A 12,559-nucleotide genomic window follows, 5' to 3' on the forward strand; every position below is an offset into this window, starting at 1 on the left:
TACCAGCCCGCATGGGCAGTGCGGGATCCCGGCCTACCGAAATTGTCACTGCCTTCGATGTCACCTCTCCGCGCTGGAATTTCCGTCAAGGGCTGGGTCGGAGCGACCTCTTGCCCGCGGGGTGCGGCTCACGGCTGTTGCTGATGGCTGAAATCCGCCACATGCTGCAATAGCCTCTGTGATCTTCCCTCTCACTGGACGCATTCTGCAGCCGGGTGCAATCACCTGACTGCAGAATGCGGCAAAAGCAAAAGCAAACGCAGAGACAGGTGGCCCACCCAGCTCTAGTTCGGGGCGAGACGCGCACCGGTGAACGCTCTCGGGAATAGCTCGTCCTTCGGTCGTCGCTCAGTAGACAAACGCTCGCTCGATGACCTGAGAAGGTCGAATAAGGCATATCCAACTTGCCAGCGACCGAAGCCGCTCGCGATGTTGATATGCCCGGCCTCGCCGAGATCGATGAGCGCACTGCCCCAATATCGTGCCGTAAGCCGTAATCTTTCCACTGACATGTAGGGATCATTAAGACTTCCGACGACGAGGCTCGGGAACGGCAGTCGCCAGCGTGGCATGTCGCCGAAATTTATTGCGCAGGGATGCAGCTCCTCCGTCGTTTCGAGGTCACATGGCGCCACCAGCAGTGCGCACCGTACGCGTGATGCAAGGGGATGGTTCGCAAGGTTTGCAGCAAGCGCGCAGCCGAGGCTATGGGCGACCAGCCCGATATCGCCCGGGCTGGCTTCAATGGCGCTTTCGAGGCACCCCATCCAATTGTCCAGATCGGGACAGGTCCAGTTGTCCTGCTCGACAATTTGGCTGTCCCTATTGTCGCGCGCCCAATGACGCTGCCAATGTTCTTCGGGCGATCCATTGAGCCCCGGAAGAATGAGTGTTTCGATGTCCGGAACCAGTGGTCTCATGCGCGCGATCTCCTTCGCGAGGACTGGCAGCCACTTACATCCGGCATGCCAAGTGCTTCCACGTGCTCGTGCTCGAAGTTTTGTCACTGGCAGCGCATTGGGGTCCATTTCCAATGCCGACGCGGCCATGGTTCGCCTATACCTCGTCGAGAATTCGCGCCTGCAATGAGACGGCTGCGGTGTCCGCTGCCCCACGACGCGGGCGGGGAAGGTCGATCGGCATGTCGAGGGCGATCCCGCCGTCGCGCAGGACGATCACCCGATCGGCAAGTGCGACCGCCTCGGCGACATCATGCGTGATCAGAACCGTCGTAAAGCCGTGCTCGTGCCAGATGCGTTCCAGCAGGCGGTGCATCTCCATGCGCGTGAGGGCATCGAGAGCCCCGAAGGGTTCGTCCAGCAGGAGGACGCCCGGCCGGCTCACCAATGCGCGCGCGAGGGCCACGCGCTGGGCCTGACCCCCCGAAAGAACAGCCGGCCAGTCGTTTGCCCGATCTGCAAGCCCGACATCGGCTAGAGCCGCCGCCGCGCTATCGCGCCAATTCTTTGTCCGAGCGATGCCGACATTGCTGATCACCCGATGCCAGGGAAGCAGCCTCGCATCTTGAAACAGGAGCCGCACATTCGACTGAAGCGACTTTACCTCAGCACCGCCCACTGAAATCACACCGCTGCTCGGCCGGTCGAGGCCGGCAATGAGACGCAGAAGCGTGGACTTGCCGCAACCGGATCGCCCGACGATCGCCAGCAATTGGCCGGCCGGAATCTCCAGATTCAGCCGCGAGAGCACTCGCCTGCTCGCGAACGATTTCGACAATCCGTCGAGGAGCACGGTCTTCCCATTTACCGGGCGTTCCTCCTGTTTCCGCGGAATCAGCTCGCTGACGACGGTCCGCTCGGTCGGACCCGGCACTTCCCGGAGAAGGGGCCGGCCACGCACACGAAGATAGGATACAGGCTCGCTCATGATGTCGCTTCCCCGGTTGGGTTCATTCGATAGGCGGGATGCCAGGCGAGCGCGCGTGCCTCAATCAGGCGGGTGATGGTATCGGCAACCTTGCCGAGCAGCGCATAGACGATGACGCCGAGCACGACGACATCGGTCTGCAGAAATTCCCGCGCGTTCATGGTCATGTAGCCGATACCCGAGGTCGACGAGATCGTCTCGGCGACGATGAGGGTCAACCACATAATGCCGAGCGAAAATCGCAGACCGACCAGGATTGACGGCAAAGCGCCCGGAAGGATCACCCGCCAGAACAGGGCCAGGCGGCCGAGCCCGTAAACGCGTGCCATCTCGATCAAGCGGACGTCGATCGTGCGAATTCCGTGGAATGTATTCAGATAGAGCGGAAAGGCGGTTCCGATGGCCACGAGAAAGATTTTCGCCTCCTCGCCTATTCCGAACCACAGGATGACGAGCGGGATGATGGCAAGATGCGGTACGTTGCGGAGCATCTGCATCGAGGTGTCGAACACGACTTCGACAAGCCGTGAAATTCCGGCCAGGATGCCGAGGGCAAAACCTATCCCGCCACCGATAATGAGGCCCTTCAAAGCCCGTTCCGTCGAGATCGCAGCATTCGTCAGGAGCGTGCCGTTGCGCACGCTTTCCAAAAAGGCCGCGGCGACAGCGCTCGGCGCCGGCAGGAGACGCATCGACAATAGTCCGCTGCGCGAGGCGATCTCCCATATGACCAGAAGACCCAGCGGCAGCGCCCAGGAAGCCAGGAACGTAAGTGCCGCCGCGCTTCTGGGTTGGGGTAAACGGGTTGCCATCAGGACGCCTTTCTCGCCGGCCTGGTTTCGTTGCCGCCGGTCACTTCTGGACTGCGTCGGCGATCTTGATCGCCGACGGGATCAGACCGAGCTCATGAAACACGTCGGCGATCTTCTGCTGCGCGGCGACCACCTCCGGCGTGATCGGCTTTACGCCGTATTGCCGCCGCTCGACGGCGACTTCGAGCACCTCCTTCGGAAGACCGAGTGCCGGGGAGAACTGCTCGGCAACGTCGCTGCGGTTGGCATTGATCCAGGTGTCCACCTCGCCAAGCGACGCGACAATGGTATCGACCACCCCGGGATGCGCATTGATGAAGTTCCGCGAAGCGAGATAGAACTCGTGGTTGTCCACCACGCCGGTGCCATTCGCGAGCTGTCTCGCGCCTGTAGCGGCTTCGGCGGCTGCGAGGAACGGCTCCCAAATCACCCAGGCGTCGACGGCGCCCTTTTCGAAGGCGGCGCGCGCATCCGCTGGCGGCAGGAATGAAACTTCTATGTCGGAATAGGAGAGCCCTGCCTTCTCGAGCGCCTTGACCAAGAGATAGTGGACGTTCGAGCCCTTGTTCAGCGCGACCTTCTTGCCCTTGAGGTCGGCAACCCCTTTGAGCGGGCCATCCTTCGGGACGATGATTGCTTCCGCTTCCGGGGCCGGCGGCTCATAGCCGACATAGACGAGCGGGGCCCCGGCCGCCTGCGCAAAGATGGGAGGCGCTTCACCCGTCGTACCGAAATCGACGGAACCTACGTTGAGCGCCTCGAGGAGTTGCGGTCCGGCGGGAAATTCCGTCCACTCGACCGTATAGCCCTGCGGCTCCAGCTTTTCCTCGAGCAACCCCTTTGTCTTCAGCAGAATGAGCGTGCCGTACTTCTGGAACCCTATCCTGACGATCTTGTCCTGCGCATCGGCAACCGTGGCGAGGCCAAGAGCGATACCCCCGGCGAGGGCAATCTTTGCAAGGTACCGTATAGCTGCGTTCATCGATTGGTCTCCCAAAAGCAGTGCATCCTGACCGACAAGGCTGCCACCTACGGCCCCGCGAGGCGGGAACTGCAATGGAGATTGCCGATGTGCCACTTTACGGGCTCGAAGACATCTCTCTCAAATAATAATCTACTAATTTCATCAAAAAAATGGACAACATTTTTCTTCGGACCCTGAGCGCCAGTCCGGAAACCCGGAATGACGCTCGGCTGCCGAAACCGCCATTCGCGTGCTGCTGCGAATGGCCATATGCTGTTATTGTCCCGGCTTGTAGATCTGGTCGAAGACCCCGCCATCGGCGAAGAATTTCGGCTGAGCTTCCTTCCAACCGCCGAATTCGTCAATAGTGACGAGTTTCACGTCGGCGAAGCGGGCGGTGTCCTTCGGGTCGGCAAGCTCCGGCTTGAACGGCCGGTAATAGTGCTTGGCGGCGAGCTTCTGGCCGGCATCGCTGTAGAGATAGTTGAGGTAGGCTTCCGCCACCTTGCGGGTGCCCTTCGCGTCGACATTGCCGTCGACGAGGGCCACCGGCGGCTCCGCCTTGATCGAGATCGACGGCGTGACAATCTCGAAATTGTCGGGGCCGAGTTCCTCGAGCGAAAGATAGGCCTCGTTCTCCCAGGCCAGCAGCACGTCGCCGAGGCCACGCTGTACGAAGGTGGTGGTTGCGCCGCGCGCCCCGGTATCGAGAACCGGGACGTGCTTGAAGAGCTGCGTCACATATTCCTGCGCCTTGGCATCGTCACCGTTGTTGGCGGCGCGCGCCCAGGCCCAGGCCGCGAGAAAGTTCCAGCGGGCGCCGCCCGAGGTCTTCGGATTCGGGGTGATGACCTGGATGCCTTCCTTGGTCAGGTCGCCCCAATCCTTGATGCCCTTCGGATTGCCCTTGCGGACCAGGAAGACGATCGTCGATGTATAGGGCGCGCTGTTGTTTTCGAGGCGGGTCTTCCAGTCGGCCGGGATCTTGCCGGTCGCCTTGGCGATCGCGTCGATATCGGCTTCGAGCGCCAGCGTCACCACATCGGCCTCGAGGCCGTCGATCACCGAGCGGGCCTGCTTGCCCGAGCCGCCATGCGAGGTCTGGATTGTTACGGTTTCGCCCGTATCGGTCTTCCATTTTTCCGCGAAGGCGGCGTTGAAATCCTTGTAGAGTTCCCGCGTCGGATCATAGGACACGTTCAGAAGTGTGGTGTCTGCCTGAGCGAGACCAGCAGCACCAAGCTGCACGCTACCGAGCACGAGCGACAGTTTCAGAATTCCGGCAATTTTATTCGAAAGCATTCGAACCTCCATTATTTGCTAATCTATCCATTTAATTGATTGTCACAACGCAAACAAATGACGCGGCAGGCATCGTCCGGGGAAAGACCTATTCTCTTTGACCTTCAACCCGCAATTTCCTGCCATCTTGAACCGAATCTCCGTTCGCGCCCGCGGATGGTTTGAATTCGAAGCGAACCCGCATACTGAATCATTCCCCCCGAAACAGCTTCCACTTGGTCGGCCGGAACGCGATGCGGGTGCGGTCAGCCGAGGACGCACGCTCGGGCGACAACTCGATTTCAACCGAAGATCGTTCCTTACCTATTTCCAATTCCAGATGGCGGGTGCCCGCCACGCGGCGGCTCGCCGTCACGCGGCCGGCGAGGCAGCCGCTCGAACCGTCGATGAGCTCGACGTCGTGCGGGCGGAAATAGAGGGTTGCCGCGCCGTCCGGCTCGTTCGCGGCACGCAGGCCGATCGGCCTGGCCTCGAACCAGATCTCGCCGCTCGCCAAAGTGACGTTCAGGCAGTTCGATTGGCCGATGAAGCCGTAGACAAAGGGCGAGACCGGGTGGTCGTAGATCTCGTCCGACGTGCCCACCTGCTCGATCACGCCCTTGCTCATCACGACGACGCGGTCGGCAAGCTCGAGCGCTTCTTCCTGATCGTGGGTAACGAAGACCGTCGTGTAGCCGGTGCGGTCGTGAATTTCCCGCAGCCAGCGACGGAGTTCCTTGCGGACCTGCGCGTCGAGCGCGCCGAAGGGTTCGTCGAGCAGCAGCACGCTCGGTTCGACCGCCATGGCACGGGCGAGAGCCACTCGCTGACGTTGGCCGCCGGAGAGCTGGGCCGGATAGCGTTTTTCGAGCCCCGCGAGTTGCACCAGCTCTATGAGGTCGATCGCCCGGCGGCGGATCTCGTCGGCCGGCGGACGCTTCTTGCTGGGCCGCACCTTCAAACCGAATGCAATGTTGTCAAGCACGGTCATGTGTCGGAAGAGAGCGTAGTGCTGGAAGACGAAGCCGATGTTTCTCTCCTGCACCGTCTTCTTCGATGCATCCTCGGTGCCGAAAAGGATCATGCCTTCGGTCGGGCTTTCAAGCCCGGCAATCAGCCGGAGCAGTGTCGTCTTGCCTGACCCCGAGGGGCCGAGCAGCGCGATCAGCTCGCCTGAGTGGATATCGAGGCTCACATCCACGAGCGCCGGAAAGCGACCGAATTCCTTGCGCAGGTTCTGGACGCGGACTTCCATGATTGTCTCGTCCCTTCGATGCCTGCCGCGCCCAGCAGTCGCGGCGCCGTAGCGAAGCTCTTCGCCGTCTGTCGACCGGTATGGAATCCTATCGACCCGGCTTGTAGATCTGGTCGAAGATTCCGCCAGTGCTGAAGAATTTCGCCTGAGCTTCCTTCCAACCGCCGAATTCGTCAATCGTCACCAGGTTGAGATCGGCGAAGCGGGCAACGTCATCGGGATTGGCAAGTTCTGGCTTGAACGGGCGGTAGTAATGTTCGGCAACGATCTTCTGCCCAGCGTCGCTGTAGAGAAACTTTAGGTAGGCTTCCGCCACTGTCCGCGTGCCCTTTCTGTCGACATTGCCATCGATAAGCGCCACCGGCGGTTCGGCCTTGATGGAGATCGAAGGCGTGACGATCTCGAAATTGTCTGGGCCGAGTTCCTCGAGCGCGAGATGGGCTTCGTTCTCCCAGGCGAGCAGCACGTCGCCAAAACCGCGCTGGACGAAGGTGGTCATCGCTCCCCACGCGCCGGTATCGAGAACGAGAACACGCTTGAAGAGCTGCGCCACATACTCCTGCGCCTTGGCCTCGTCACCGTTGTTGGCAGCGCGTGCCCAGGCCCAAGCCGCGAGGAAGTTCCAGCGGGCGCCGCCCGAGGTCTTCGGATTCGGCGTGATGATCTGAACGCCGCCCTTGGTCAGGTCACCCCAATCCTTGATGCCTTTCGGATTGCCCTTGCGGACCAGAAAGACGATTGTCGAGGTATAGGGGGCGCTGTTGTTTTCGAGCCGCTTCTTCCAATCGGCCGGGATCTTTCCGGTCGCCTGAGCAATGGCGTCGATATCGGCTTCGAGCGCCAGCGTCACCACATCGGCTTCGAGGCCGTCGATTACCAACCGCGCTTGCTTACCGGAACCGCCGTGTGACATATCGATGGTCACCGTCTCGCCGGTCTCCGCCTCCCATTTCTCGGCGAAGGCGGCATTGAGTTCCTTGTAGAGCTTACGCGTCGAATCGAAGGACACGTTTAAGATTGTCGTGTCGGCGAGAGCGGAGCCGATTAAGCCAATCTGCAGAGCTCCGACCACAAGAGCTCGTCTCACGAGCCCGGCAAGCCTATCCGTTCTCATCTCGATCTCCATGCTTCGTCCGGTGAAACTACGCCCCAAACGCTGGATAGGGAAAGCAGAGATGAAGGCGGTTTGCCACGCTTGTCCGCGATCAACAACGTGCGCATGTCCTTAAGAGCATTTCTCGCCGTGATGATTTCAGGCGAAAAATCACCGGCACGTTAATTGAGGGCACAGCGTTGGTTTCCCGCTAAACAACGAGAACGTGAAACGTATCATGAACGCGATTATATCACGCGCTGCATTTTGACGGGTTGAGCGGTTTTCGGTCGGTTGCTTTCGAGCCGAGGAACCGATCTGCACCAGAGAGATGCCAGCACCCGCACGAAATCCATGACACGCCGCACGCTCGCCCTCGCATGACCGGCGAGATTACCGCGTTCCATCCGCGCCGCGAGGATGCCGTCGCATCCCTGCACGAAGTGTTCGTAGCTCTTGGAGGCTGATGCCCACCGCATCGAGACTCTGGCTAAAAGCCGTCGGATGATGATGCGCCACAAGGCTGTCGATAACGATTGCGCAGGCTGCACTGGGGCAGAGCTTGGCAATTCCGCGCCGGCCCGTTCGATGATCGTGTCGCCGAGAGGATATCGTAACCGCGCTATCCGTGATCGAGCCGCACCTGGTCATGAAGATACTCTCTTCCGTCGGGCGGGTCTACGGCACGGGGTGAACGTTCAAATAGGACATCAAAGCCTGCATCGTTTTCATCGCGACCATTCCGTGCGGGCCGTTGTCGGACACCACCGTCACGTCGGCCAAAGCATAAGTTGGGTAACGATCATCTATCAATTTGCGCAGGGCGCCTTCGGGATCGGGCGTTTGCAGCAGCGGCCGGTTGGCGCGCCGGCGCACGCGGCGGATCAATACGTCGAAATCGGCCTTCAGCCAGATCGACACCGACTTCTCCGCGACCCGCGCGCGGGTCTCGGCATTCATGAAAGCGCCGCCGCCGGTCGCCACCACTTTCGGCCCTTTGGCCAGGAGCCGCGCGAGCATCCGCCGCTCGTCGTCGCGAAAATAGGTCTCGCCGTGCTGGGCAAAGATTTCCGGGATCGTCATCCGGTGCGCCGCTTCGATTTCGGCATCGGCGTCGACAAAATTGAGCCCGAGCCGCGCCGCGAGAGGCCGGCCGACCGACGTCTTGCCCGAGCCCATCATGCCGATGAGCACAATGCAGCGCCCACCCAGAGCGGCGAGAAGAGCCGCTTTGGGCTGAGAATTGAGAGACATATTCATGGATGCCCCGATAACACTCCGCCTATATGGCTGACGCCATTGAGCACCTGCGCTCGCGGGCGAAGTTGCTTCCAACGATCTCCTGGCCAATACCTCGCCGGTCGGGTGGAAATCGCTTTCTTGGCGACTTCCTGTGGGATCGCCTCGAAAGCAACCGGCCGAGCCGTTGCTTAATTCGCCAAATCCATTTGGTCGAAAATAGGCTTTTGCCGCACACGCACGGCTTGGCAGAACTGTAATATGGTGCAGCCTAAAGAACTGGAAAGAAGCTCCAGAACGGCCCCTGTTCATGTTCCCGTTGTTGTTCAGTCCGGACAACTGGACCGCTTTCGTCGTAATTCTGCGTTTGTGCGGGCATGTTCCCGGCACTGAGTTCATTCGCACCGGCTTTCAGGCGCCAAGGGGCGAGGAGATCAAAAGAAAAGTTCACCATACCGAGCGGCATTTGTCATTCCTCTCGTTTCGGACGCCGAACAGCGTCCATTCTGATTGTTCGTGGCTATCCACCAAGCGCGAAATACCGCCCATCGCGGTAAACCAGTGAACCACGATTGCCGAAGCGAATACCGACCACGCGGCCAAGCACGATGGCATGGCTGTGTCGTTCGATGAGCTCCTCGACTTCGCAATCGATGGCCGCCGCCGCATTCTCCAGAACCGGCGCTCCGCTCTCGAGGCGGATCCATTCAGCGCCGTGGTAACGTTCCGCCCCCTTCAGCCCACCGAGACCGGCGAACTGGTTGGCAAGTGTTTCGTGGTCGTGTCCCACCACATTGACGCAGAAATGGCCATATCGCTGGACGACCGGCAATGTTGAGGCAGAACGGTTGAGGGTGACGATCATGCGCGGCGGATCGATCGAAAGGGCGGTCGCCGACGTGACCGTCGCTCCAGTCCGAGTCTCGCCCTCCCCGGCCGTTATGATGCTGACTCCACCGCCAAGGGCGCGCAAAGCACGCTTCAGGCCCTCGGCATCGACGTGGTGGTTGGCGGGGTGGCTGGTGGTGGCCTCGACATCGAATGCGCGCACAGAAGGTTGGACGGACATCTCAATCACTCCTCTGTTGAGTATGAATTTCACTGCGTTGCTTAGCCCTGCCGCGTCATATCAGATCAGGAAACACGGTCATGCCTGCGATTGGCGGGGCCCGGCTTGCGCCCGATTGGTTTTCAGGCTGGGGAAAATTAAGAACCCGCCACAACCCTCAGATTGCCGCCGTGACCGCCGCCGCCGAATACCTGGTGCTCGCCAAAGGTCGAACGGATCTGGTTGCGCGGGGGGCCGAGGCCGATCTCCGGGAAGAGCAATTCAGAAACGCGATAGGCTTCCTCAAGATGCGGGTAGCCGGAGGCGATGACCGTATCGATTCCGAGATCCTGATACTCCCTCAGACGCGCGGCGACCGTCTTCGGCGAACCGACGAGCGCGGTCCCCGCACCTGAACGAACGAGCCCGATGCCGGCCCAGAGATTCGGCGCCACCTCGAGCTTGTCGCGCCGGCCGCCGTGAAGAGCCAGCATGCGCGCCTGTCCGACGGAATCGGAATTCTTCGCAAATCCCTCTTGCGCGGCGGCGATCGTCTCGTCAGAGAGCTTGGAAATCAGCCGGTCGGCGGCGGCCCAGGCCTCCTCGTCGGTCTCGCGCACGATGAAGTGCAGGCGGATACCGAAGGTGACCTTACGGCCTTTGTCGGCCGCGGCCTTGCGTACCTTGGCGATTTTCTCGCCGACCTGATCGGGCGTCTCGCCCCAGGTCAGGTACTTGTCTACTAGCCCTGCCGAAAACTCGATCGCCGCATCCGACGATCCGCCGAAATAGAGCGGCGGGCGCGGCTCCTGAACCGGCGGGAAACCGAGTTGCGCGTTATGCGCCTTGATGTATTTGCCATCCAGGTTGGCCTTGCCGGTCTCGAGGAGCTGATTGAAGATCTGGAAGAACTCGTCCGCATGCTCGTAGCGCTCGTCATGTGCCAGGAAGACACCGTCGCCCGCGAGTTCCTGGGCGCTTCCACCCGCGACGATGTTGAGCAGAAGACGCCCGTTCGAAACTCGGTCGAGCGTCGAGGCGAGCCGAGCATAGTAGGCAGGCGAGGCGATTCCGGGGCGAACGGCAACCAGGAACTTCAGCTTTTCCGTGAAGGCCGCGAGATTGGCCGCAAGAACGAAGGATTCCTCGCAGGCGACGCCGGTCGGGATGAGCACGCCGGAATAGCCGAGGCGGTCCACAGCCGTCGCGATCTCACGAAAATAGCCCGGATCGGAGGGTCGGCTCAGGTCATCGGATCCGAGATAGGCGCCGTCCCCCGAGGATGGAATGAACCAAAGGAAATCGAGCGGGTTGTCAGTCTTGGTCATTTTCTATCCTTTCAGCCGAAGCGGCAGCGTCTGCCTGCAAGACATCGTGATCCGCCTCTACCTTGCGCCAACCGCAGTCCATTACCGATCATGTGCTGATCATATTATAATCTATAGTTTTACTAAGGAATATTTTTCCAAAAAGAACATCTTCCCGGAGATTATCCCTCACCCTCAGGGGAGTAAGCGAATGCCCGTTTTATCCGATCGCCGCCGAGACGCTTTGGCTGCCGTTGATGGCGGAGACGACCCAAGAGCGCTTTCACTTCGCGGGCAACGAAAGCCGCATGCTCGGTCACCTGCGGTAGCCCCATCAGTTCGCCAAAGGTGCCGCGAGCGAGCGGCCCCGCTATGAGCAGGCTTGGATCCGCAAGGCCGCTGGTGCCGACGGCTCGGGCCTGGAGATCGCAAGCAATGCCGAGCCCGGTTTCGCATAGCGTCAGTGCGCCCGACACTTCCAGCGCTGAGAGGAAGGGCTGGGATCTAAGGATGTCTCCGTGAGCGGGACCGGTGGTCACGACGATGACGTCCACGGCAATCCGGCGCCATGCGCCCTGCCCCCTCTCCTTGAGGTCAACCACGATCTCCTGCCCTTCGATCGCCGCAGATGCGATGGAGGCGGCGAGAATGTTCAGCCTGCCGCTTTCCACCGCGCGATCAAGCACCTCCTCGACCTGCGGCGCTATGCGGAAGCGGTGAGCGTCCCAATAGGGTCGCGCAAGGCGGGCAATGCGCCGACGTTCGACAACAGGAAGAGCCCGCCAGATCTGCTGGCCTTGCGCTCTGACGGCATCGAGGACGGGATGCCAGTCGAGCCCCTGTTGCCGGGCCGCGTGAAGCGCCTGGCGGATGCGACGAAGAAGTTCGGAGGCGCGGGTGATCGGTTCGGAGACGAAGTCGCCATAAGGATCCTGCGCGACGGCGGGATGGCCTCGGGACCGCAAGCCCCGCCGCGAGATGGAAATGATAGGACCGTGATGGCCCCGCTGATCGAGCGCGGCGACGACATCGGCCGACGTAAGACCGTTGCCGACGATGAGAACCCGATCCGCTGGCGCGATGACCTCGAACGCGCCGGCTTTCGTCGGATCGGCCACCAGCTTCGCATGCGACAGCACGGGCAATAAAGCTTTCGGCAAAGCAGGCGCCGGATGACTGACCGCGATCACCACGATATCAGCCACCAACTCCTGACCATCGCTGGCGGAGATCGTCCAATGGCCCGCCGAGCGTCTGATGCCGAGCACCTGGGCGCGTCGGTGCTCGATCGCCCCGCTCGAGAGAAGAGGCGCAAGCTCGCTCGCAACATAATCACCGAACACGGATCGGCGCGGATAGGCGACGCCGTCCGTGGTCATGGGATCTGGGTCCCCGGCGAGCGCATCTGTCCGTTCCAGATAAGTGAGGAAACTCTCCGGCTCGTCCGGATAGAGGCTCATTTTGCCGGCGGGCACATTGATACGATTTGTCGGTTCAGCCGTGTCATAGGCGAGGCCGGCACCCAGCCTGGCGCGCGGCTCAAACACGACCACGCGCGCCTCTGGCCGCTCACTGCGTGCCAGATGCAGTGCGACGGCGGCACCGCTGAAGCCGCCTCCGACGACAGCCACGACTGGCAAAAGCTCAATTTTCCGCATGCCGCACCCTCGAAG

The 12,559-nt window shown here is 61.1% G+C and carries 12 protein-coding genes; all 12 read right to left on the bottom strand.

Annotated features, from left to right (window positions below; translation table 11 throughout):
* Nucleotides 1–284: 284 nt before the first annotated feature.
* Nucleotides 285–920, bottom strand: coding sequence for an RBBP9/YdeN family alpha/beta hydrolase (locus tag NXT3_RS20570; protein WP_104840215.1), 636 nt, complete (start codon nt 918–920; stop codon nt 285–287).
* Nucleotides 921–1,056: 136 nt separating this feature from the next.
* Nucleotides 1,057–1,887: an ATP-binding cassette domain-containing protein gene (locus NXT3_RS20575; RefSeq protein ID WP_104840216.1), complete on the bottom strand. Its 831-nt coding sequence runs from the start codon at nt 1,885–1,887 to the stop codon at nt 1,057–1,059.
* Complete coding sequence (locus tag NXT3_RS20580; RefSeq protein ID WP_037390730.1) at nt 1,884–2,699, bottom strand: ABC transporter permease subunit; 816 nt, start codon at nt 2,697–2,699, stop codon at nt 1,884–1,886. Before NXT3_RS20580 ends, NXT3_RS20575 begins: the two co-directional genes overlap by 4 nt.
* A gap of 40 nt (nt 2,700–2,739) precedes the next feature.
* Entirely contained in the window at nt 2,740–3,681 is a 942-nt protein-coding gene (locus tag NXT3_RS20585; RefSeq protein WP_104840217.1) for a sulfonate ABC transporter substrate-binding protein, read from the bottom strand.
* Nucleotides 3,682–3,939: 258 nt separating this feature from the next.
* A complete protein-coding gene (locus NXT3_RS20590) occupies nt 3,940–4,965 on the bottom strand; it encodes a sulfate ABC transporter substrate-binding protein (RefSeq protein ID WP_104840218.1) in 1,026 nt (341 codons plus the stop codon).
* A gap of 190 nt (nt 4,966–5,155) precedes the next feature.
* Entirely contained in the window at nt 5,156–6,199 is a 1,044-nt protein-coding gene (locus tag NXT3_RS20595; protein ID WP_064253785.1) for a sulfate/molybdate ABC transporter ATP-binding protein, read from the bottom strand.
* Nucleotides 6,200–6,287: 88 nt separating this feature from the next.
* Entirely contained in the window at nt 6,288–7,313 is a 1,026-nt protein-coding gene (locus tag NXT3_RS20600) for a sulfate ABC transporter substrate-binding protein (protein ID WP_104840342.1), read from the bottom strand.
* Nucleotides 7,314–7,970: 657 nt separating this feature from the next.
* On the bottom strand, nt 7,971–8,486 hold the full coding sequence (locus NXT3_RS20605; protein ID WP_423827998.1) for a shikimate kinase: 516 nt from the start codon (nt 8,484–8,486) through the stop codon (nt 7,971–7,973).
* 316 nt (nt 8,487–8,802) lie between these two features.
* Nucleotides 8,803–8,997, bottom strand: coding sequence for a hypothetical protein (locus NXT3_RS31745; RefSeq protein ID WP_158665373.1), 195 nt, complete (start codon nt 8,995–8,997; stop codon nt 8,803–8,805).
* A 54-nt stretch (nt 8,998–9,051) separates the two neighbouring features.
* Nucleotides 9,052–9,600: a flavin reductase family protein gene (locus tag NXT3_RS20610; protein WP_104840219.1), complete on the bottom strand. Its 549-nt coding sequence runs from the start codon at nt 9,598–9,600 to the stop codon at nt 9,052–9,054.
* A gap of 137 nt (nt 9,601–9,737) precedes the next feature.
* Nucleotides 9,738–10,907: an FMNH2-dependent alkanesulfonate monooxygenase gene (gene ssuD, locus NXT3_RS20615; protein ID WP_104840220.1), complete on the bottom strand. Its 1,170-nt coding sequence runs from the start codon at nt 10,905–10,907 to the stop codon at nt 9,738–9,740.
* Between the two features lie 161 nt (nt 10,908–11,068).
* Nucleotides 11,069–12,544, bottom strand: coding sequence for an FAD/NAD(P)-binding protein (locus NXT3_RS20620; protein WP_104840221.1), 1,476 nt, complete (start codon nt 12,542–12,544; stop codon nt 11,069–11,071).
* Nucleotides 12,545–12,559 lie beyond the last annotated feature (15 nt).

Origin of the sequence: Sinorhizobium fredii, from assembly GCF_002944405.1 — a bacterium.
GTDB classification, from domain to species: domain Bacteria; phylum Pseudomonadota; class Alphaproteobacteria; order Rhizobiales; family Rhizobiaceae; genus Sinorhizobium; species Sinorhizobium fredii_C.